Origin of the sequence: Piscinibacter gummiphilus, assembly GCF_032681285.1 — a bacterium.
Taxonomy (GTDB): Bacteria; Pseudomonadota; Gammaproteobacteria; order Burkholderiales; family Burkholderiaceae_C; genus Rhizobacter; species Rhizobacter gummiphilus_A.
The window spans coordinates 2772149-2793640 of sequence record NZ_CP136336.1 but is presented as its reverse complement, the minus strand read 5'-3'; the positions used below and the strand labels follow the sequence as shown (position 1 = coordinate 2793640).

At 62.7% G+C, this 21492-nt stretch carries 22 protein-coding genes; 12 read left to right on the top strand and 10 right to left on the bottom strand.

From position 1 onward, the window contains the following. Positions 1–64 precede the first annotated feature (64 nt). The 3 genes from dgt to RXV79_RS13115 all read right to left on the bottom strand — a co-directional run bounded on the left by dgt (position 65) and on the right by RXV79_RS13115 (position 1684). On the bottom strand, positions 65–1114 hold the full coding sequence (gene dgt, locus RXV79_RS13125; protein WP_257824091.1) for a dGTP triphosphohydrolase: 1050 nt from the start codon (positions 1112–1114) through the stop codon (positions 65–67). Beyond that, positions 1111–1266 (bottom strand): HD domain-containing protein, encoded by a 156-nt coding sequence (locus RXV79_RS28165; protein ID WP_374685008.1) that lies wholly within the window; start codon positions 1264–1266, stop codon positions 1111–1113. The genes dgt and RXV79_RS28165 overlap by 4 nt, the downstream gene beginning before the upstream one ends. Before the next feature lie 262 nt (positions 1267–1528). Beyond that, positions 1529–1684 carry a hypothetical protein gene (locus tag RXV79_RS13115; protein WP_257824095.1) on the bottom strand — a complete coding sequence of 52 codons (156 nt, stop codon included), beginning with the start codon at positions 1682–1684 and terminating at the stop codon, positions 1529–1531. Between the two features lie 231 nt (positions 1685–1915). Here RXV79_RS13115 and RXV79_RS13110 point away from each other — a divergent pair, with 231 nt between their 5' ends. Continuing rightward, positions 1916–2986 carry a ComEC/Rec2 family competence protein gene (locus RXV79_RS13110; protein ID WP_316703948.1) on the top strand — a complete coding sequence of 357 codons (1071 nt, stop codon included), beginning with the start codon at positions 1916–1918 and terminating at the stop codon, positions 2984–2986. Then, the gene (locus tag RXV79_RS13105) at positions 2983–3822 is read left to right on the top strand and encodes a hypothetical protein (RefSeq protein WP_257824099.1); all 840 of its coding nucleotides are present in this window, start codon (positions 2983–2985) and stop codon (positions 3820–3822) included. The genes RXV79_RS13110 and RXV79_RS13105 overlap by 4 nt, the downstream gene beginning before the upstream one ends. A gap of 123 nt (positions 3823–3945) precedes the next feature. On the opposite strand, the gene RXV79_RS13100 is transcribed toward RXV79_RS13105, so the two are convergent. After that, a complete protein-coding gene (locus RXV79_RS13100) occupies positions 3946–4965 on the bottom strand; it encodes a DNA-binding protein (protein WP_257824100.1) in 1020 nt (339 codons plus the stop codon). A 110-nt stretch (positions 4966–5075) separates the two neighbouring features. Here RXV79_RS13100 and RXV79_RS13095 point away from each other — a divergent pair, with 110 nt between their 5' ends. After that, positions 5076–6269, top strand: a complete 1194-nt coding sequence (locus RXV79_RS13095; protein WP_316703944.1) for a tyrosine-type recombinase/integrase — start codon at positions 5076–5078, stop codon at positions 6267–6269. Between the two features lie 94 nt (positions 6270–6363). On the opposite strand, the gene RXV79_RS13090 is transcribed toward RXV79_RS13095, so the two are convergent. Then, the gene (locus RXV79_RS13090) at positions 6364–6699 is read right to left on the bottom strand and encodes a YnfA family protein (protein WP_316703942.1); all 336 of its coding nucleotides are present in this window, start codon (positions 6697–6699) and stop codon (positions 6364–6366) included. Positions 6700–6965: 266 nt separating this feature from the next. Here RXV79_RS13090 and RXV79_RS13085 point away from each other — a divergent pair, with 266 nt between their 5' ends. Genes RXV79_RS13085 through RXV79_RS13075 form a run of 3 tightly spaced genes read left to right on the top strand, consistent with a single transcriptional unit; the run spans position 6966 to position 8129 of the window. Beyond that, a complete protein-coding gene (locus RXV79_RS13085; protein ID WP_316703940.1) occupies positions 6966–7418 on the top strand; it encodes a hypothetical protein in 453 nt (150 codons plus the stop codon). 15 nt (positions 7419–7433) lie between these two features. Continuing rightward, complete coding sequence (locus RXV79_RS13080; RefSeq protein WP_316703937.1) at positions 7434–7886, top strand: MerR family transcriptional regulator; 453 nt, start codon at positions 7434–7436, stop codon at positions 7884–7886. Between the two features lie 27 nt (positions 7887–7913). Beyond that, positions 7914–8129, top strand: a complete 216-nt coding sequence (locus tag RXV79_RS13075) for a GDCCVxC domain-containing (seleno)protein (RefSeq protein WP_374685009.1) — start codon at positions 7914–7916, stop codon at positions 8127–8129. A 273-nt stretch (positions 8130–8402) separates the two neighbouring features. On the opposite strand, the gene RXV79_RS13070 is transcribed toward RXV79_RS13075, so the two are convergent. Further along, positions 8403–9215 (bottom strand): sterol desaturase family protein, encoded by an 813-nt coding sequence (locus RXV79_RS13070; RefSeq protein WP_316703932.1) that lies wholly within the window; start codon positions 9213–9215, stop codon positions 8403–8405. A gap of 205 nt (positions 9216–9420) precedes the next feature. Between RXV79_RS13070 and RXV79_RS13065 the strand changes: the two genes are divergently transcribed. The 5 genes from RXV79_RS13065 to RXV79_RS13045 are packed head-to-tail and all read left to right on the top strand — an operon-like array spanning position 9421 to position 15209. Next, positions 9421–10059, top strand: a complete 639-nt coding sequence (locus tag RXV79_RS13065) for a cation efflux transmembrane domain-containing protein (RefSeq protein ID WP_316703930.1) — start codon at positions 9421–9423, stop codon at positions 10057–10059. 52 nt (positions 10060–10111) lie between these two features. Next, positions 10112–13105 carry a heavy metal translocating P-type ATPase gene (locus RXV79_RS13060; protein WP_316703928.1) on the top strand — a complete coding sequence of 998 codons (2994 nt, stop codon included), beginning with the start codon at positions 10112–10114 and terminating at the stop codon, positions 13103–13105. Then, complete coding sequence (gene lspA / locus RXV79_RS13055) at positions 13086–13589, top strand: signal peptidase II (protein ID WP_316703926.1); 504 nt, start codon at positions 13086–13088, stop codon at positions 13587–13589. Before RXV79_RS13060 ends, lspA begins: the two co-directional genes overlap by 20 nt. Next, a complete protein-coding gene (locus tag RXV79_RS13050) occupies positions 13582–14346 on the top strand; it encodes a helix-turn-helix transcriptional regulator (RefSeq protein ID WP_316703923.1) in 765 nt (254 codons plus the stop codon). The genes lspA and RXV79_RS13050 overlap by 8 nt, the downstream gene beginning before the upstream one ends. A gap of 17 nt (positions 14347–14363) precedes the next feature. Next, the gene (locus tag RXV79_RS13045) at positions 14364–15209 is read left to right on the top strand and encodes an undecaprenyl-diphosphate phosphatase (protein ID WP_316703921.1); all 846 of its coding nucleotides are present in this window, start codon (positions 14364–14366) and stop codon (positions 15207–15209) included. Between the two features lie 25 nt (positions 15210–15234). Here RXV79_RS13045 and RXV79_RS13040 read toward each other — a convergent pair whose 3' ends face one another. Genes RXV79_RS13040 through RXV79_RS13030 form a run of 3 tightly spaced genes read right to left on the bottom strand, consistent with a single transcriptional unit; the run spans position 15235 to position 18581 of the window. Then, positions 15235–15759, bottom strand: coding sequence for a DsbE family thiol:disulfide interchange protein (locus RXV79_RS13040; RefSeq protein ID WP_316703918.1), 525 nt, complete (start codon positions 15757–15759; stop codon positions 15235–15237). Continuing rightward, positions 15756–17903: a protein-disulfide reductase DsbD family protein gene (locus tag RXV79_RS13035; protein WP_316703916.1), complete on the bottom strand. Its 2148-nt coding sequence runs from the start codon at positions 17901–17903 to the stop codon at positions 15756–15758. Before RXV79_RS13035 ends, RXV79_RS13040 begins: the two co-directional genes overlap by 4 nt. 39 nt (positions 17904–17942) lie before the next feature. Then, positions 17943–18581, bottom strand: coding sequence for a thiol:disulfide interchange protein DsbA/DsbL (locus tag RXV79_RS13030; RefSeq protein WP_316703914.1), 639 nt, complete (start codon positions 18579–18581; stop codon positions 17943–17945). A 389-nt stretch (positions 18582–18970) separates the two neighbouring features. On the opposite strand from RXV79_RS13030, the gene RXV79_RS13025 reads away from it, so the two are divergent. Beyond that, on the top strand, positions 18971–19525 hold the full coding sequence (locus RXV79_RS13025) for a TlpA family protein disulfide reductase (protein WP_316703911.1): 555 nt from the start codon (positions 18971–18973) through the stop codon (positions 19523–19525). Here RXV79_RS13025 and RXV79_RS13020 read toward each other — a convergent pair. After that, entirely contained in the window at positions 19515–21461 is a 1947-nt protein-coding gene (locus RXV79_RS13020) for a cytochrome c/FTR1 family iron permease (protein ID WP_316703909.1), read from the bottom strand. The two genes, RXV79_RS13025 and RXV79_RS13020, sit on opposite strands and share 11 nt — an antisense overlap. Between the last annotated feature and the right edge of the window lie 31 nt (positions 21462–21492).

The window sequence follows — 21492 nt, the reverse complement described above, 5'->3', positions numbered from 1 at the left end:
GTCAATTAGGAAATACCTATCGATAGCCTAACTTCGTTCGCCAGTGGCTCCGGTGCGGCGCCACTCAAAGCGGTTTGAAGATCGAGGCTCCGGTGCCGGAGATTCGGCTGTGAAACTCGGCGGCGTATCGATCGGTCATGCCCGCGATGAAGTCGCACAACAACCGCTGCCGATCCGCGTCGTTGGCGGCTCGGTGGTACATGAGCCGGTAGTCCTCCGGAAGGAGGTGATGCCCATCCGGCTTGCTGAGGCTGTTGAAGATCTCGCACACCAGGTCGTAGCCGCGGTTCTCCACCACCTTCAAGCGCGGCGACATGATCATCGTCTGGTAGTTGAGGTGCTTCAAGGATTCGATCTGCAACAAGATCCCCCGCTCGAGCTCCACCGCTGAGAACTTCCTGGCGCGGCCAGCGCGTGGTCGAACGCGAATGCCGTTGATGAAGTCTCCCACCAGATGCGATGTGAATCCGACGCGCAGCTTGCCTTGTGACGCCAGCAACGTGGACTGGTGATACGCGTAGAGCGCGTCGGCCGCGGGATCGCCGGATGGTGTTCCGTCACCGTTTCCGCTCAGATCGAAGAGATGCTGAAGCGTGGCGAACACCTCGGCCTCCGTGGTGTCCGGAACGGCGTCGACCACCTTGGCATAGACGCGCCCCACGAGTTCCGGGTTGCTCGACAGACTGGCTCTCACCGCCAGCGGGTGTGTGAAGCCGCCTTTCATGGCGTCCTCGAGGTCGTACGTCGAATAGGCGATGTCGTCGGCCAAGTCCATGATCTGGCACTCGATGGTCTTGAACGGCACCTCTGCGGGCGGCGCGCCGACCATTCGCTTGATTTCGTCGACCAGCGGCGCTTCAGACTGGTAGTAGCCCTTCGCCAGCTTGTCGCCCGTCTGTCGCCATGACGGAATCGGCCTGTCGTACTTCAGGACCGCGGCCAGGCTTCTGAACGTCAGGTTCAGCCCAGCGCGGTAGTCGGTGCCATCCTGACCGATGCCGCAATACGTGCCCTGACTGTCGTGAGGATCGCTCCCGCGGAAGGTCTTCTTCTCGATTCGCGCCAGCAGCCGAAGTGTCTGTGCGTTCCCTTCGAAACCTCCGCAAGGCTTCATGCAATCGTCCAGGGCCTCCTCACCGTTGTGCCCGAACGGGGGTGGCCGAGGTCGTGGGCGAGGGCCGCCATTTCGACCAAGTCGGTGTCAATGGGATCGTCTTCAAACTCAGCGACCGTCGCGTTGATGTGCAATGCGATGGCCTTGGCCACCTGCGCCACCTCCAACGAGTGGGTGAGTCGGTTGCGGAAAAAGTCCGACTCGTGGGTTGGGAAGAGCTGAGTCTTTCCTTGAAGGCGACGAAAGCAGGGTGAGTGCAGCAGCCGTCCGAAGTCCTGTCTGAACGGCGTTCGCCCCCCGGTAGAGTTTCGGCCCTCTTCTGGCACCACTCGCGCGGAATCAGGCTTCGTCTAGAGCATTGCCCCTCCAAAAAAAAGAGCCACCCTCGGGGGTGGCTCGTTCTTGTGCTTGGTCCTACTTCTTGTTGCCGTTCGCCGGCGGCGCCGGCTGACGCGGCAGCGGCTGACTGGACGTCTTCGCTTGCTGCATCATGGTTTGGTAGTACTGCAAGTGGCCAGTGGCCGCCTTTGCTGCTTCGCGGACCGCGGGAATGCGTGAGGTTGGCTTCATGCTTTCTCCTGTGTGACCGGTGCAACAAGTGTACTCGGATGCCCGGTGGCACCGAGGCCTTCCCTTGAGCGAGGGGTAGTAGATGCCCGAAGTTTGAGAAGGCTCCGACGTTGCGAACCGCATCTGCGCCATAAGCTCCTGACTTATTACCTACGCGGCACATTCCACCACAAACATTTGGTGCCGCCGCTCTCAGCCCTCGAGGCCGTGAGCGTTCATCTGGGAGCGCACATGTCTTACGAAGTCGACTTCCTGCCGGTCGGGGAGAGTTATGGCGACGCCATCGTCGTCCGGTATGGCGATGAAACCACTCGAAATACGCTTCATGTCGTCGACGGCGGCCGAATTGACACAGCCGACACCATCATCGAGCACATCGAGAAGCACTATCCGGGCTACTTCATCGACCACATGGTGCTTTCGCATGCAGACAACGACCACGCCTGCGGGCTGGTGGGCGTGCTGGAACACTTTAGGGTCAACCACCTGTGGATGAACCGTCCTTGGCTGTACGCGCACGAGGTCCTCCACCACTTCCATGGGAACTTCACCCTGGAGGGATTGATTGCGGACATTAAGGAGCGGCATCCCTACCTTGTCGAGTTGGAAGAAATCGCACTCAAGAAGGGAGCGCAGATCCACGAGGTTTTCCAGGGAGCTCAGATCGGCAAGTTCAGGGTCCTTGCGCCGTCGCGCAAGCGCTACGTAGAACTGATTCCAGATTTCGAGAAAACACCCACCTCGTACCGGACTGAGGATGCCGGCATACAGCGTTCAGGCATTTTCAAAGCGCTCGTCGAGGCCGCCAAGAAATGGTTGGAAGAGAACTGGAGCGTCGAGACACTTTCCAGTAACCCGCAGCCACCGACGTCGGCGTCAAATGAAAGCTGCGTCGTGCAATACGCTGAGCTTGCGCCAGACGATCACGTGCTGCTAACCGCTGATGTCGGCCCGCAGGGTCTGGAAGAAGCGGCGGACTACGCAGCCGAACTCGGCCTGAATCGTCCGCGCTTTGTGCAGATGCCCCATCACGGGAGCCGACACAACGTCACCCCCGAGGTGCTCGATCGATGGCTCGGACCCCGCAAGGCTGAAGGCACCGTCGTTGGCGTCTCCTTCTGTTCCATCGGAGCTGGCAAACACGACTATCCGCGCGGACAAGTGAAAAACGCCTTTATTCGTCGGGGCTACAAGGTGTACACCAACAAGAACGGCTGGATCTCTCACTACAAGGGCAAGGGACACGACCAGATGAGGCCAGCGGTGCCGGAAGAGTTCGCGGTGAAGGTCGAAGCGCCATGATCAGCATGCTCAAGGTCTTCGACGCCTACTCAATGCGCGCCAGGCTTTTTCCCGCCAGCATTGCCGCCTCGCCCGCCCTGGCCGCCATCGCAATGCTGATTTCCTGGAAGTCACTCGAGCTGTCCAACACGGTTGCAACTTTGGCGTTGGTGGTCCTTCTCTTCGCCATCGCGGACTTCGCAAGAGAACGAGGACGGGCTGTGGAGCGCAAGTTGTACGCCTCGAAAGGTGGCATGCCTTCAGTCACCATGTTCCGGTACAGCGACCCGACGATCGACCAAGGGTCCAAGGAACGTTATCGGACTTTTTTGGCCGCCAAACTTGGCAAGCCCGTTCCCGGCCTTGAAGCGGAGCAAGCGGACGTTGGTGCAGCTGATTCGTTCTATGACCAATGCGGCGTCTGGCTACGTGAGCAAACCCGCGACACGAAGAAATTTGCGCTGCTGTTCGGCGAGAACGTGACCTACGGCTTCCGCCGCAATCTGCTCGGCGTCAAATGGCTGGCACTTCTGTTGAACCTCGGCGTGGTGGTCATCTGCACCGCGATGCTTTGGTACTCGGCCTGGGATCTGCGATCCGCAGAAGGCAAACGCATCATCGTGGTGTTGATCGTCGCGGCAGGTCACGCTGCCTACATGCTATTGGCCGTCCGTCAAGATGCGGTCTGGGACGCTGCCAGAACCTACGGGCGCCAACTCATTTTGTCGACAGAGGTCCTCTTGAAGCAACAGGGAGGGCCGAAGGAACCCGGCGCCGGTACCGCGGCCAAGACCACCTCGGCGCGCAAGCGCACGTCCACGAAGTCCAAGAAGCCAGAGGGTGAGGTCGGAAGCTGATCCAGCAGCGCGAGTCCGGCTTCGACGTGCTGAATCGATAGGCGTGACGGCGGCAGGCTTGCTTCGGACAGCGGTCAGCCAGATCTGCCTGTCGAACTCGGTCGGTACTACCCGCAGCCTTTACTACGGCGTCGTCCGCTTCTGACGTGGCGCCTTGGGGGCCGAACTTGGCGTAAGCCGGTTCAGTAGCGCCTGAACGGTCTCGGCTTCGGCTCGGTACCGGGTTGTCTCCTGCTGGCTCGCCTGGAGCTGGTCACGCAACTGCGCGACTTGGATTTCCAACGATTCGTTCGTCGCGCCCTGGTGCTGGGCCGCTGAACTGAGCGAGTCGACCTGCGCTTGGAGGCGGGCCACGGCCTCAGCGTGTGCCAGACCCTCGCGGCGCTCCTGTGCTTCCAGCATCGCCACTTGGCCGCGCAATGCCTCTGCTAGCTTGTCGGCTTTGGCACGCGCCTGTCGCTCCTGTTCCACTTCCATCAGAGCGCGGCGCTCGGCCGCCGCAGCCCTCTGGTCGGCCTGGGTCACAGCGTCGCGCACCTTAGCCAACTCCGCGCTGAAGCCGTCCTGAAGGCGCTGCTGCTGCTCACGGGCTTGGCCGAGCTGGGCTTGGACCTCCTGCAGCCGTGCCGCGGTTCCCGTGTGTGCACGGCGCTCGGCCTCAAGCTCGGTGCGTGCCGATTGCGCCGTCTCGTTGGCGGTACGCATGGAAGATGCAAGTTCCTCGTTTCGTGCCCGCTCCTCTTCGACCGCCGCGTTGGCCTCCTGAAGTTCTCGCTTCGCCTCGTCCAGTTCCGCGCGAGCTTCGATCCGAAGGACTTCCAGTTCGCCTCGGGCGGTCGCGATGGCGTGGTGCCAGATGCCGGCGATCGCCTCGGCGGCCGTCGCCTTGAGCTCCTCGGGCAGATCGGGATGGTCGATCTCCACTCGCGCCTTGCGGCGAAGCTCATCCCAGAACTTGCTCAGCGCTTCCGCCGGGGTGCTCATCGTGCCCTTGCGCACGTACTGGTAGAGCTTATTGGTCGTGGGCGTGATGCCGTACCGGAAGAACAGCAGCGCACAGACCTCGCGGTAGAGCGATTTCGTTTCGCTGAAACGCGCCTTCAGCGACTCGACTTCGGCCAGGATCTCGTTCTCGGTGCTCATTGGTTGATAGTACGACGTATTACGTTGACTATCTAACACTTCCGGCGAATCTATGGACATAAGTACTCTAATGTCCATAATGTCTACGCCGCCGCTTCCAAACGCCGCTCGTGTCTGACCTCGTCACCTTGGACAGTCTCCAAGTACCTTGCACCCTCTCGGGGGCCAGCGGCGCCAATCGCGCACGAGGTAGAAGCCAAATCGCTGCGGCCGACGATCGCTCGGCGGTCCTAAGTTGGCTGGCGCGTTTCGCCGACTCACCGGCAACGCTGGCGAACTACCGCAAAGAGTCCGAACGCTTGTTGCTTTGGTGCGTGGTCCAGCACGGGCGGGCGCTGTCAGATCTCAGTCACGAAGATCTGCTCGTGTACCAGCGCTTTCTGGCCAACCCCCAGCCGGCTGAGCGTTGGGTGATGGCTGCCGGAGCTCGCCAGCCGAGGTCATCGCCCTTGTGGCGGCCGTTCGCCGGGCCGCTGAGCCCAGGATCGCAGCGCCAAGCGCTTTCGATCCTCAACGGCCTTTTCAACTGGCTCGTCGAGGCCGGCTATCTCGCTGGTAACCCTTTGGCACTCAGCCGTCGCAAGGCTGCGCCCCGCGCCGCCCGCATGAGCCGCTTCCTGCCGCACGAGCACTGGCATGAGGTCAAGACCACCATCAGTGGCATGCCCACCGATTCAGAGCGCGACGCCGCGCGTGCCGCCCGCACGCGCTGGCTGTTCTCGCTTCTGTACATCGGTGGGCTGCGGGTCTCCGAGGCCTGCCTCACCACGATGATTGGCTTCTTCAGCCGGCGCAGCCCCGATGGCCGGCAACGCTGGTGGCTCGAGGTGACCGGAAAAGGCGGCAAGACGCGGCTGGTGCCTGCCACCGACGAACTGATGGCTGAACTGATTCGCTACCGCCGCAGCTGCGGGCTCTCAGATCTACCGACGGCCGGCGACGACTCTCCGTTGTTGCGCTCCCTTATCGGCGAGCCAAAGGCATTGGCACGCAGCGCCGTGCACGAGATCGTCAAGGACGTTGTACGCCAGACCGCCACCCGCCTGCGGGTTCGCGGACCGGAGCATGAAGCCGCCGCCGCGCACATCGAGCGCGCCTCCACGCACTGGCTGCGCCACACGGCTGGCAGCCACCAGAGCGACTCGGTCGACTTGAAGGCGGTGCGCGACAACCTCGGGCACGCCAACCTGGCCACAACGAGCATCTACGTGCATTCGGAAGATGACGCGCGACATGACGCAACAAACGCCGGTCACCGAGTCAACTGGGAGCCGGAAGCCTCTATGTCGCCGCCGGCGGGCTGACGAGTCCGCCGCTGGTAGAGCGGCGATGGATGATGAGGTTCAGACGAGTGCTGGAAGTTTGAAGTGGGGTTCGCCTGTGCACATGAGCTTTTGGTTATTCGGCCGGCCGCTGGCCAAACATGATGATGGCCATGCCAGCGAGGCTGACGGCAACGCCCAGCCAATCCGTGGTTGTCGGTCGAACCTTGTCGACCACCATGAGCCATAGAACCGCAACGCCTATATAGACGCCTCCGTAGGCAGCATAGACACGCCCGGTGGCGGTCGGGTGCAACGACAGTAGCCAGGCAAACAGCGCCAGGCTTCCTGCAGCCGGAACAAGCAGCCACACCGGTTTGCCTTGTTTGAGCCACAGGTAAGGCAGGTAGCACCCCACGATTTCCGCGACAGCCGTAGCCACGAACAGAAGGAAGGTCTTGAGCAGGTCCATGGAAGCGATTTTCGGTCGAGCGCTTGACCCTCAAGCCACTTGAGGTCCTACCGTCTTGGTGTGGGCGTTGTGCCCAAGCATCGGAGACTTGGCGATGAGACCTTGGAAAGCAGTTTTGGGCGTTGGCGCGGCCTGTGCCGCCTGCTGCGCAGTCCCACTTCTTGGTGGGGCCGCAGCGCTAACCGTGGGCACCGGCACCCTCGCGGCCGCGGGTTCTGCGTTGCTGGCGTGCGCCGATGAATTCGCGGTGCCAGGAGCCATCTTGCTTGGCCTGGCTGCTGTGGGCGGCGGGTTCATTTGGTGGAAGCGCCGAAGCCAACGCCAAACCGCCAATACCTCCAGCTGTGAAGGAGCTTGCAATGCGCGCAGCGCCTGACGCACCCCTCGCATGCACCTTGCCAACGGCTGCGCTGTCGGAGCGCCTGGCGTGGATTCGACAGGTCACCGAGCAACACCTGATCTCGCACCACCTGAGCGAGCGTGCCCTTCGCCTGACGTACCAGCATGACGCCAAGGCACAACTGGAACGCATCGTTGCCGGGGAACAGGACTGCTGCAGCTTCCTCGAGTTCAACCTCGAAGGTGGGCCAGCCACCGTCGCGCTGACCATCCGGGCGCCTGAAGGGCTGGAACGGGACGCCCGCTGGCTGTTCGACCAATTCTTACCGCGGGCAGTGCCGTCAAGGCGCTGCGGTTGCGCACCAGGCGCCTGTGGCTGACCCTAACATGTGGTCATGAGCGCAAATCTATCCATCGGCTTGGTCGCGCGGCGTACGGGCGCAACGGTACCGACCGTTCGGTACTACGAGGAAATCGGCTTGCTGCCCCCGGCGAAGCGGACGGACGCCGGACAGCGAAGCTACGACGAGGCGACAGTCACGCGCCTCGTCTTCATCAGACGGTGCCGAGACTTCGGCTTCTCCATTGACCAGGTGCGTGACCTCGTTTGCCTGGTCGACCAACCCGAGAGGCCGTGCGTGGAGGTTCGTGACATCGCTGCCACGCATTTGGAACAGGTGCGTCGCAAGCTGGATGAACTCAGGGCGCTGGAAGCGAGCCTGAGCGCATTCGTATGCAGCTGCGAGGCCGCATGTGCTGGCGGCCCAGCGGTCGACTGCACCATCCTCGAGGACCTGGCCGTCCCGGCGGAAAACGCGAGAGTCGTTCAAAGTCCTAAGTGCTGCTGACCTACTGTCTCTCAGGAAATGAGCGAAATGAAAGAACTGCAGAGCAGGCTGACGTGTCCCCACTGCGGTCATGCCAAGGATGAGGCGATGCCCGTCGACGCGTGCGTGTGGTTCTATGAGTGCGAGTCCTGCAAGACGCTACTGACGCCCAAGCCCGGCGATTGCTGCGTCTTCTGCTCCTTCGGGACTCGCAAGTGCCCTCCTATGCAAAGCAACCAAACCACCTGCTGCAAACCTGCGTGAGCGCTAGGTTGTGTCGCCTGCGGTGGCTTCTCGGACGCAGCCGCGATGCCGGCAGCAGCCCCTTCCATTCTTGCTCGAAGTGGCGAATGCAGGCGGCATAGCTGCGCAGTGTGCTTTCGCGATCTGCAGCCTGCAGGTAGTCGTCAATGGTCCCATGCCCCATGCCCACCATTCTGGATGCACACCGGAGGCGTGTCGCGCCTGACGATCAGCGAAGCGTGGACTTCACGTTACAGGCGCCTCGCCGCAGCTCGTGAGCCTCCGCACCCGATTTCATTTCCGCCGGATTTCGTGGTCCGCGAGAAAGGGGTAACGCAGCTGTTGACCATAGCCGTGAGGAACCGGATCGCCCTCGATGCCGACTCGACCAAGAGAAGATGATGGCTGATAGAAGGTTCCAAAGAGGCGATCCCAGACAAGCCAGAACTCGCCGAAATTCACCTGAGCGTCCTCGAACCTCTCTCGGTGGTGCCACCGGTGGAGTTCCGCAACACCGAGCAGATGGCGCAGAGGACCAACGCGGTAGTCCACATTGGCGTGCTGAAAGGCGAGATGAACACCGAGAATCGCAAACCACCCCCCCACCACTTCGGCCGGGGTACCCAGCATGCCGAGAACGACCAAGCCCGGGCCTGCCATCAAGGCGGCGTGCAACGGGTGCCGGCGCTCTCCATTGAGCCAGTAGAGCCGCCGCGACGAGTGATGGATGCTGTGCAGGCGCCAAAGAACACCGTAGCGGTGGCTCATGCGATGAACGACATACAGCGACAGGTCCAACGGCAGCCCCGCGAGGAACACCTGGGCAATGAAGGGCCAGTCGCTTGGCCACCACAAGCCCTCCCAGCCAGCCGTTGATCGCAGCAGTACGAAACCGAGGACAGCAGCGTGCATCACGGCCAGGTTCACAAACGCATGGATGACGTCTGCCGCGAAATCCGAGTCCGCCACCTGCCATTGGAGATCGAAGGGCACTGCGCGTTCAAGCAAAGCCACCGCCAACAAGCCGCACGCCACGACGCCGGCGAGCCACGCAAGCGGAATGCTTTTCGACGGTGCGAGTGCCACACCGAGGACCGCCAGGGCCATGACGGCTGGGTAGGCGCCCCAACGGACCAGGGAACGTATTGCCACGAGAACTCCTTGTCGACTGTTCGCTGGGAGTGTTTCGAAACCAGTCCAAGCACGCTTGAACAAACGGGCTATTCGCCAATGCCTTGACTCTGTACCGAGTACAGGGCTTGCAATCCTTCGGGTACACACCATCGCGGTGTGACCATCAGAAGGACGTGCCATGAGCGACAACTGCGCCGACAACGAAGCACACCACCTGGACGCAAGCCAAGCGGCTGACCGTCGGATCCTGACGCTCGTCTTGTTGATCAATCTCGGGCAATGCCTAGCGGGCGTGGGTGTTGGCGTGTGGGCATCTTCAACCGCACTCATTGGTGCGGCGCTCGACAATCTGGCCGACGCATCCGTCTACGGTGTCAGCCTCTATGCCGTGGGCCGGTCGCCGGCGATCAAGGTCCGTGCCGCCCGGCTCTCCGGCTGGCTGCTCATCGGCCTGGCGTTGCTGCTGCTGGTGGAGGTGCTACGCCGGTTTTTCGGGGGTGAACCGCCCATTGGGCCTGCCATGATGGCCATGGCCGCCGTCAATGCGGGGCTGAACATCGTCTGTCTGCGGCTCTTGAAGCACCACCGTGGGGAGGACGTCAATTTCAAGGCGTCCGCGATCTTCACGGGCAACGACTCGATCGTGAACCTAGCCATCGTCCTGTCCGGCGCGCTTGTGATGTTTTGGGGGTCGAACCTGCCGGACTTGGTGCTGGGTGTGGTGGTTTCGGGGGTCGCAGCCAACGGCGGCAGGGAGATCCTGGCTGAAGCAGCCGAAGCGGATGAGAAGGCTGCTCAACACAAAGATGTGGCTTGACTCCGTACCCACTTCAGGGTGTGCAATGCTGCAAAACAGGAACGGGCAAATAATGAAATTCGATCAGTCTCATGCGACCGGTGCGCTCAAGAGCGCCACAGGCTCCGACAGCACGTCCACCGCGTTTCGGATCCCTAACATGGACTGCCGCCACGAGGAGGCGGCCATCCGCGCCCGGCTTGCCGAAGTGCCCGAGGTCCGGTCGTTGGCCTTTGATCTCCCGCAACGACGCTTGACGATCGAGCATTCGCTGGCAACGCCCCAGTCGCTGCTGAGCGCATTGACCGAGATCGGGATGGAGGCCGCCCTGGAAGTGGCTGTCGCTGCGCCGAGCTCCTGCGGTTCCTCCGCTTGTTCTTCTGGCGGTTGCGGCGCAACGCCAGTGCCGTCGACGGACGTCTTCACGATTCCGAACATGGACTGCCGCAACGAAGAGGCTGCAATCCGGGAAAAGCTTGGAGTGCTACCCGACGTGAGCACGCTGGCGTTCGACCTCCCAGCTCGCCGCTTGTCCGTCCAGCACACTTTGCCCTCGGCTCAACCCATCCTCGAGCACCTGCACGCGATCGGCATGCACGCCCGCTTGGCGGACCAAGCCGAGGCTGCAGCACCGGCGTGCGACGTGCAGGCCGGCTGTGGTCCGTGCGGCAAACCCGAGCCATCATTCGCGCCGGCAGCCAGCGGCAACACGACCCAGTTCGTCATCACGAACATGGACTGCCCGACCGAGGAAGCACTGATCCGCAAACACCTTGCTAAGGTGACCGGGGTGGACCGGCTCGAATTCAACCTGATCCATCGCCGCCTGGGCGTGCAGCACCGACTTGGCGATCCGGCGCCCATTCTTGACGCCTTGCGCGAGATCGGGATGCAGGCGACTGTCGAACGGGAGGCGGGATCGAGTCCGAACGGACAGGCGGTGTACCTCATCGAGAAGATGGACTGCCCGACCGAGGAAGCATTGCTGCGCAAAGCGCTGGAGAACATGCCTGGCGTCAGCGCATTGCATTTCGACCTGATCGGCCGCCGGCTGACCGTCAGCCACACGCTGCCGGACCAGGCTCCGATCGCCGCAGCGATAGAACGACTGGGCATGTCGCCAGTCCTGCAGGACAGTCATCGGCCAGCACCTGCAGTCACCAGCGAATTTGGGACCGGCATCTCGAAAGCTCGGTGGGCGCGCATGGCGGCTGCCGGGGTGCTTGCGATCGGCGCGGAGGTCATGGCGTTCTCTGGCCTGGGCGAATCGTCGCTGCCGGTGGTCTCCGCCGCCCTGGCTGCCATTGCGCTGGGCGGCCTGGAGACCTTGAAGAAGGGATGGATCGCCCTGCGCACACTGTCGCTGAACATGAACTTGCTGATGACGATCGCCGTCATTGGCGCTGCGCTGATCGGCCAATGGCCAGAGGCTGCGGTGGTGATCTGGTTGTTCGGTATCGCAGAAATGATCGAGGCGTTGAGCCTGGATCGAGCGCGCAACGCCATACGCAAGCTGATGGATCTGGCGCCAGAGACGGCGCTTGTGCGGCAAGCCGACGGGCGGTGGGAAGAGGTCCAGGCAGAGTCGGTCCCCCTCGGCGCAATGGTTCGCGTGCGTCCGGGCGAACGCATCGCGCTCGATGGTGTGGTTGCATCAGGGGCGTCCTCGGTGAACCAGGCGCCCATCACCGGCGAGAGCATGCCGGTCGAGAAGAAAAGCGGCGACACTGTTTTTGCGGGCACGATCAACGAGCGCGGGACGCTGGAGTTCGAGGTGCGCTCGCGCAAGGGTGAGACCACGCTCGACCGCATTGCGCGCTCGGTGCAGGAAGCGCAGGGCCAACGCGCGCCGACCCAACGCTTCGTCGATCGCTTTGCGAGCGTCTACACCCCTGCCGTATTTGCACTGGCGATGGCCATCGCCGTCATCCCGCCACTCTTCTTTGGCGGCGCGTGGTTCGACTGGGCGTACAAAGCGCTGGTGATGCTGGTGATCGCCTGTCCCTGCGCGTTGGTCATCTCCACACCGGTGACCGTGGTCAGCGGCTTGGCCGCGGCGGCTCGCCGCGGCATCCTGGTCAAGGGTGGCCTCTACCTCGAACAGGGACGTCTCCTTCGTGCGGTGGCCCTCGACAAGACCGGTACGCTGACCCACGGTCGACCGGCGCTGACCGACACGGTGCCATTGGCATCACTGACGCAGGCGCAGGTACTGCGCATCGCCGCGAGCCTGGATGCGCTGTCGGAGCATCCAGTGGCCACCGCCATCGTGGCGGGGTATGGAAACGAACCGCATGCGCCCGTCCAGAATTTCGAGGCGTTGGCAGGTCGTGGCGTCAAGGGCGACATCGACGGCCAACGCTACTACATCGGCAATCAGCGTCTGGCGGTCGAGTTGGGTGTGGCCTCGGAAGCGGTGCGTGCGCTGCTCGACAAGCTGGAAAGCCAAGCCAAGACGGCAGTAGTGCTCGCTACCGACCAGCAGGCGCTGGCCGTCCTGGCGGTCGCCGACACGGTGCGCGACAGCAGCAAGGAGGCCATCGCCCAGCTGAAACGACTCGGGGTGGAACCTGTGATGCTGACCGGCGACAACCGCAAGACGGCTGAAGCCGTCGCTGCACAGGTTGGGATCACCGACGCTCGCGGCGACCTGCTGCCGCACGACAAACTGGCGGCGATCGAAAAACTGGCCGCCCAGGGTCCGGTTGGCATGGTGGGCGACGGTGTCAATGACGCACCCGCACTGGCCAAGTCGAACATCGGGTTCGCCATGGGGGCAGCCGGCACCGACACCGCAATCGAGACAGCGGACGTGGCGCTGATGCAGGACGACTTGCGCAAGCTGCCCGAGTTCATCGCGATGTCGCGCCGGGTGGGCGGCGTGCTCAAAGCCAACATCGCTTTCGCGATTGGCACGAAGGCGATCTTCATGGGACTCGCTTTCGCCGGTTACGCCAGCCTTTGGATGGCCATCCTGGCGGACATGGGAGCAAGTCTCGTCGTCGTCTTCAATGGACTGCGTCTGTTGGGCCGCCCGGCGCCCCGCGATGGTGACCATGCCGGCTGAGCGCGGCGTTCGCCTGGGTTTCATGCTGGCGGCGTTGGTGTTGTCGATCGACATGGTCTCCAAGTCGGTCATCGTTGCCTGGGTCGAGTACGGCACGGCCATCGAATGGTTGCCGATACTCAACATCGTGCATGTGCTCAACCGCGGCGCGGCATTCAGCTTTCTTCACGACGCCGGCGGTTGGCAGCGGATCTTCTTCATCGTCATCGCGTTCGTGGTATCGATCTTTCTGGTCTTCATGATCCGGCGTGCCGGAACGCCGCGCACGGAGCGAATCTGCTTCGGCCTGATCCTCGGCGGTGCTTTGGCCAACATGTTCGACCGGATCGTGCGCGGCGCCGTGGTGGACTGGATCGACGTGCACTGGGGCCCGCATCACTGGCCGGCCTTCAACATGGCCGATGTTGGCATCACCCTCGGCGCCGCATCGATGGTCGCCCACGCGTTCTTTGGCAAAACGCCGCTGCACGACGCCAATGGATGAACTGGTCACATCCAGCCGGCCATTGCTGATCATCGGCCGCGGCTGGGCCGTCTATGCGGGTCCGCTCGAACCCGGCCGGCCGCACCGGCACCAAGCAACGCAGCTCGCGTGGTGCGAACACGGCACACTGCTGCTAGAGGGCGCCTGGGGTGCGATGGAGGCATCTGGCCACGCCATCGGAGCCGGCATTCCTCACAAGCTGTCAGCACAGCGGCCGGTGCGGATGGTGTTTGAGGAACCCGCGGGAGCGCCCTCCATGGGGCTTCGGCCGGATGTGTCTCCCATCACCACGATGCAAGCCACTCATCTCGAGAACCAGTTGCATGCGTGGCTGCAAGGCGAGCCGTTGCCGACTGCGCAGCTTCCAGCGCACTTCGCCACTCCCCGATGGGAAGGTGTTCTCAGCTGGATGGAAGCGGGGCTGGATGGCACGCTGCGAGCAAACGACGCAGCCAAAGCGGTTGGCCTGTCCCCTTCACGCTTCATGCATTGGTTCGCGGAGGTGTCGGGGCTGTCGTTTCGAGCCTATGTGCGCTGGTTGCGGTTGCAGCGCGCGGTTCGCGTGCTCGCCGACGGGTCGACACTGACCGCAGCCGCTCACCTGGCCGGCTTCGCCGACAGCGCACACCTGACACGCACCTTCATCGCCACGTTCGGCGTGCGGCCGGCATTACTGCGCGGAGCACGCATCGTTTGCGACGATCGCCTCAACCCAACGCTCACGGCCGACGGCCTTCCGCTCAGCGGCACCCCCTGAAGAGAGGCAGCATCATCATGGATTTGTTGTTGCTCTCGCAGGCCGCTGTGCTTGGTGTCGTGGAAGGGTTCACCGAATTTCTTCCCATTTCTTCAACCGGGCACCTGATCCTGGCCTCATCGTTGTTAGCTTTTGATCACCACGCAGTGCAGGTGTTCGAAATCACCATTCAAGCCGGCGCAATGCTCGCTGTTGTCTGGCACTACCGCGCGCAACTGCTCGCCACCGCCTTGGGCTTTGCTTCCCATCCAGTGCGTCGCCGGTTCGTTCTCAATCTGTTGATTGCCTTCATACCGGCGGCCATTTCGGGCCTGCTGTTCGGCTCGCTTATCAAGAGCCACCTGTTCAACCCGGCCACGGTGGCGTCAGCGTTCCTCGTGGGCGGCGTTGTGATCCTGGTGGTGGAACGTTCGCATCGGCGGCGCCTCTCTAGCACTCCCCGGCGCCCCGACATCCGCTCCGTGGAAGATCTGACCGCGAAAGACGCGTTGCGCATCGGGCTGGTCCAATGTGCAGCGCTGGTTCCCGGTACCAGTCGCTCGGGTGCCACGATCATCGGTTCGATGATGCTCGGCTTGCCCAGGCAGGTGGCCACGGAGTTCAGCTTCTACCTTGGCATTCCAACCCTGTTTGCAGCGGCGGGCTATTCGATGTGGCACCACCGCAATGCACTGAGGGTCGAGGACGCCCCTCTGTTCGCCACCGGTACCGTCTTGGCATTTGTCAGTGCACTCGTTTGCATCCGCTGGCTCATACGCTATGTGTCGACGCACGACTTCAGCCCATTCGGCTGGTACCGAATCGTTTTTGGTTCGTTGATCCTCTTGACCTCCGAGGCGGGCTGGATCGCCTGGCCGGCCTGAACTCGACGCGACCGCTCGGGCCGACTCACCCGTTGAGATCGGCCAACATGGGCAGGATGGTGTCCTTCAGCTCCCGCGGCGTGATCGGACCGATTTGCTTGTGGCGGATCACGCCCTGCTTGTCGATCAGGTAGGTCTCAGGCACGCCGTACACGCCATAGTGGATACCGACGCGGCCATCCGAGTCAACGGCGATCTTGGTATAGGGATCACCGTGCTTGCGCAGCCAACGCTTGGCAGCCTCGGGCTGGTCCTTGTAGCTAAGTCCGACCACCGCAATGCCTGGCTGTTTGGCAAGTTGCATCACGTAGGGGTGCTCTTCGAGGCACGGTGTGCACCACGACGCAAAGACATTCAGCACCCAGACCTGCCCCTTCATCTCTTGCGCGGTGACCCGCAATGCCGGCTCATGCAATTGCGGCAGGTCGAACGCGGGCGCTGGTTTGTTGACGAGCGGCGAAGGCACTTTACGCGGATTGAGCTGCAAGCCCGCCGCGAGGAAACCGGCCATCACCAGGAAGACGAGAAGGGGAAGGAGGTACCGCTTCATTTGGACAAGCCCGAGAGCGCGGACATCAACTCAGTGTCGGTGAGAACTTCCGACAGCACCTGCGGGTCCTTTCCAGGTGCGTAGAGCACGTACAGGGGAACGCCGGTTCTGCCAAAGCTGGCCAGAGCTGCCGTGATGCTCGCATCGCGCCTTGTCCAGTCTGCCCGCAGCAGTACCACGTTCCTCTCTCGAAACGACGCCAAGACGGCGGGATCGGACAGTGTGGACTTCTTGTTGTACTGGCAAGTCACACACCAAGAAGCCGTGAAATCGACAAACACCGGCTTGCCCTGAGACAAGATCGAATCGACCTTGCCAGCGTGCCATGGCTCCCAGCCGGCGACAAGACTGGCCGCAGGGTGACCGACCGAGCCCGCTCGGATCTCTCGCAAGGCCAGCGCGGACGTGGCCGCGAAGACGGCCATGGCCAGCAGTCCGATGACGGCGCGCGCGGTACCACGCAGACTCGTTGCCCAACCCAACAGGCTCGTCGCCACCAACAGCGACAGGGTGGCGATGACTGCATCGAGCCCGGTCTGTGTTCCCAACACCCAAAGCAGCCACACGACGGTTGCGAGCATTGGGAACGCCAGTAGTCGCTGCAGCGTGTCCATCCAGGCACCAGGTCGCGGCAGCAGTCTCGCCGCTGCGGGGGTCCAAGCGGCGAGCAGATAGGGCGTTGCCATCCCAAGCCCCAAGACGGCAAAGATTGCGGTGGCTTGCAGCGTTGGCAATGTGACGGCAAAGCCAAGTGCCGCCCCCATGAAAGGCGCGGTGCACGGCGATGCAACGGCCACCGCCAACACACCGGAAAGGAACGCGTTCACCACTGGGTGGCGCGCTTGGTACGCCAACCACGATGCCGGCATCAGGCGTCCGAACGAGACCACGCCGGCGAAATTCAATCCGATGATCGTGAAGAGGAGCGCCAGGGCAGCGATCATCGAAGGGCTTTGGAGCTGAAATCCCCAGCCGACGTGTTCACCGGCAGCTCGCAGGCCAACGACCAAGCTACCAAGTGCCACGAATGACAACACGACACCGGCAGCGTAGGCCAAGCCGTCGACACGCCGTCCCTTAGCGTCTGTACCGTGCCGGGCGAACCCTAGCACCTTGATCGCAAGCACAGGAAGTACGCACGGCATCAGGTTGAGGACGAGGCCGCCAATGAACGCCCCGAGCAGCGCCAGCCAGATGGTCAAGCTGGTTGCTTCCGGTTGCCGCATCCTTTCGGCCTCGCCGTGCGAAGGTGCGGCGGTGATGCCCCCAGTCGGTATGGCGGCCGGCCAATCGCCGAAGACTCTGGCTTCCGTGCGCCAGCCTCCTTCCGCACTCGTGAGCACGATCGGTACTGTTTCCGGGCTATCCGAGCGCTGTACGGCAAGCGGGACACGAGCGGTCCAGACGTTCCCCTCCCACTTTTGGGACCACGACGCGGAAGCATTGATGACTCCCGGTAACTCAGGAAAGAGGTCGAGCTTTTGCCCGACGAGAGAAGCCGTCAGCCCGCCGACACGAACGACGAGCGAGTTGCCGTCAATGTCGATGCGACTGCTGCCGCTGACCACACGTGGTTGCGCGCCCAAGCTTGCCTGAAACGCTGCCCCATCGGACACGTGACTGCTGTTGGGTGCGATACGCAGGCCAAACTCTCCCTCTTCGGGTATGCACACGTCGCTGCATACAAGCCATTGCGCCTTGAGCCTTACCTGCAGACCGGCGGACATGTGGTCGTCCAGCGAAAACTCGGGCGAGAAGCGCACTGGGACCGGAAGCAACACGGTGCCCGCGTAGCCGTAGTTGACGAGCGAGCCCAACAGGAACTTGGTCGGCATCGGCCAGCTGATCTCGTCGGCCAGCATTCCGCGCGGAAGGTCCCATTGCAAGCGTGTCGGCAACCCAGCGTCGCCAGGATTCAACCAGTACGACTTCCAGCCAGGTTGGTGGGCGAGCCGCAACCCTAGCCACACCTTTTTGTTCGGCCCCAGCCCCTCTGGGGCGTGAGCCACCAGTTCCGCGCGCGTTCGCTCGGTCGTCACGACGCTCGAGCCTCCGGCGTTTCCCAATAGCTGAGCTTGAGCGACGCTTGCGCAGACTCCGAAGACGATCGCACTGATCGCTTGGTGTAGGAAGCTGTGCGTCATAAGGGCAGTGTTTTTGATGGCACCCGCATGGCGCCCCGCTTAAGCACGCTTCTTTGCAACGCTGATCAAGTGCTCCGCCACGGCCAACGACTGTTCGTTCGATCCCGCCATCGACCCCGATGTGAGCCACCTCCCATCAACACCAATGGACGGTGTGCCTTGGACCTTGTAGCCCGCCGCCAGCGCCGTCGCCTGCTTCGCTTTGGTGGCGACCACGAACGAGTTGAGCATGTCCACAAAGCGAGTTCTGTCTACGCCATTCTTGGCCGCAAAGTCGCCAATCTCCTTCGGTGTCTCTAGGCGCTGGCGTTCGACATGGATGGCTGTGAAGGCCTTGCGGTGCAGTTGCTCGACCAAGCCGAGGGCTTCGATCGCAAAGAAGAGCTTTTGGTGCATCACGAAAGGCACTTCTCTAAACGCGACTGGAATGCGGCGGAACAGTACATCGGCTGGCAAATTCTTCTGCCACTCGTCTATAGCAGGCTCAAACGCATTGCAATGCGAGCAGCCATACGCGAAGAACTCCAACACCTCTATCTGCTTGGGGTCGCGAGTCGGCTGGCGCGGCGAGATCGCGACGAAGTGCGTGCCTTCGATCACTCGTGCCTGAGCAGTGGCAAATATCGGTGTGGAAGCGAGTGTTGCGATTGCGACTTTCGAGAAATGACGGCGGTCCATGTTGAGCGTGGGAAGTGGGATCAACGCGCGATTCTTGGGCCTGGAGTCGGTACAGAGTCAAGCGGCTGAAAGTCCCCGCCATTCAAGACCTGTGTCCGGTCGCCCCGCGAGGGGGCGCTGGAAACACGGTGTTGCAGTGTGTTGCCGACGAGGCAACGCGCCGCCAATAGGGTCGCCCCCGACTCTCTGAGCGCAGGTTGAAGGCCTGAGTTCGGCGCTCAAAAAACGGACTGTTTCATCGTAGTGCTTGACTCTGGACCTAGTACAGCGATTGCAATCCGTTGAGGACACCCGCGACGGGCTGACCGAGAGCAACGAAGGATGTGACCTGGGGAAACGACACCCACGTCCTGGCCGATTCCCGATCTCAACCTACCAAGGAGACAGACATGAACATCATCCACCGTGGCACCGAATTCGCACCGGTGCGGCCTGTGGCGACCGGGCTCTGCATGAGTCTGGTATGCATGCTGTTTGTCGTCATGTCGACGATCTCCTTCAACGCCTCAGCAAAGGTCCCCGTTGGGGTCGAAGCCCCGGACTTCACGCTCGACGAGCTGAGCGGCAGCAAAGTGCGGCTGCAAGACCTCCGAGGTCGTGTCGTCATGATCAATTTTTGGGCGAGTTGGTGCGCGCCGTGCCGGCTGGAGATGCCGCACCTGGTCCGCCTCCACGAAAAGTACCGTTCAGCCGGCTTCACCTTGCTTGGGGTCAACATCGACGAAGACCGAAAAGTCGGTGCGGCCATGGCCGAGCGCGTAGGCGTCAAGTTCCCCGTTCTGTTCGACACGGACAAGAACGTCACGCGGCTATACGACATGGGCGCGATGCCGGCAACGTTGATCGTCGACCGCAAAGGCCGCGTACGCTTTTCCCACCTTGGATACGAGTCCGGCGTCGAGGCCATCTACGAGAAGCACATTCGCGACATTCTCAAGGACTAAGACGGATCTGCTTCCTGTTCTGCAGCACGTTGAGACTGAATCCGCAGAGCGCTGCCAGCAGTACCGTCAACTGGGCGGCGGTGGTTTGCAGCGTGGGGTAAATGCCCAGGGCCGGCACGCGCAGACCTCCCACCGGCGTGGCGGTGAGCCAGCCCGCCTCCTGCAGACCCGAAATGCCCTTGCCGGCCAGCACCACGGCGAGCACCGCCACCAGGATCGAGCTCAGCGAGAAGAACTTGCCAATGGGCATCCGGGCGCTGGTACGCAAGAAGATCGCCGCAATGATGGCCAGCAGCACCAGCCCGACTGCCAGGCCGGCGAGCAACGCAGAGCTATGCCCATCGGCGGCGAGCGCGGAGAAGAAGAGCACCGTCTCGAAAACCTCGCGGTACACGGCCACGAATGCCAGGAGGAACAAGGCCCACGCAGAGCGCCGAGTCATCGCGGCAGACAGCTTGTCGCGCAAATAGGCCTGCCAGCGCCCAGCGCTGCTCTTCTGGTGCATCCACAAACCGACCGACAGCAGCACCGCCGCCGCAAAGAGCGACGACAAACCTTCCGTGACTTCTCGGCTGGCACCGCTGATACCCACGACGTAAGTCGCAATGCCCCACGTGACTCCCCCGGCGGCCAGTGCTGCGATCCAGCCACCGTGGACATAGCGGAGCGCCTGAGCCTGGTTGGCCTTGCGGAGGAAGGCGATCATCGCGACCACGATCAGCAGCGCTTCCACACCTTCTCGCAGCAGGATGGTGAGTGCGGCGACGAAGCTGGTCGTGGCGTCCACTCGGCCGGCACTCAACTCGTCTTCCACGCGCGAGAACAACAGGTCGAGTTCGCGGGCCTTGGTCGCCACCGCGTTGGCCTGCTTCGCAGCGATCGCTGCCCGGTACAGCTGCATGTTTCGCTCCACGTCGACCAGCAAGTCCTTGTTGCGCGACTCCAGCGCCGCTTCCAGCGGCTCGAACCCGTCCAGATAGGCCGACAAGGCCAGGCGGGTGGCCTCGGTACCATTCCCTGCCTCGAAAGCCTTCAGGCTGGCGCGCATCTGTTCACGCGCGAGCGGGATGCCTGTTGCCTGGGTGCCCGCGATGGCCTGAGGCTGGCTGCGCGCAAAGGCCAGCACGTCGGCAGCTTGCGCGCCCAGTCGCTGAGCAAGCGCGGTTTCCGTGGCCGTGGTGAGGGACGCCAGATCCGGCAAGGCAGCACGTGCCTTCGCATCCTGCTGCATCAGCGTCGCGCCGCGCTCCTTGGCGCCTGCGTCGAATGAAAGCGTGCCGACGTAGAACGCCAGCGCCCAGCGGTCCTGCTCTGGCAGCGCATTGAACGACGGCATCGACGTGCCTTCGACACCTTGCGATGTCACCTGGTAAAGCGCTAGTACCGAACGGGCACGGGCCCGTTCCTTGTCTGTGAAGTCGATCGGCTCTGGTTCAAGCTGCTTGGCGGCTGGCCCGTCACCGGCACCCGTTGCACCATGACAGGTGGCGCATTGCGCCTGGTACAGACGCTGTCCTTGGACAAGGTCAGGCGCCACCCGCGGTGCGACCGGTATCGGGTAAGCCGTCAGCAGCAGACCGCTGGCCTGCTGCGCGAGCGCAGCTACCCGCTCGGCGGGTGCCTTCTGCTGCACGGCTTCGCGCAACTGCTCGGCCAGTCCCACCAGCTGGGCACGGGACGCATGCGGCGGCAGCACCTTGGACTGCGACAAGGCGCTGTCGCTGAACTCACGCATTTCCTGGTACTCGACCTCGCTGGTCACCTTCCCGTTCGCGACCGCGCCGGGATAGTCGACGGCCACGTAGTCCAGGAGCTGCCAGAGCTGACGAATCTGCTGTTCTTGCCCCGAAGGCGCGTCTGCGGCCCGCAGCGGAGCAACCAACGCGCAGGCGGAAAGTACGAACGCCAGAAATCGGCGCGAGAGGTATGCGGTCATGTTTGGTAAAGGACAATGATTCCCGTTCGCA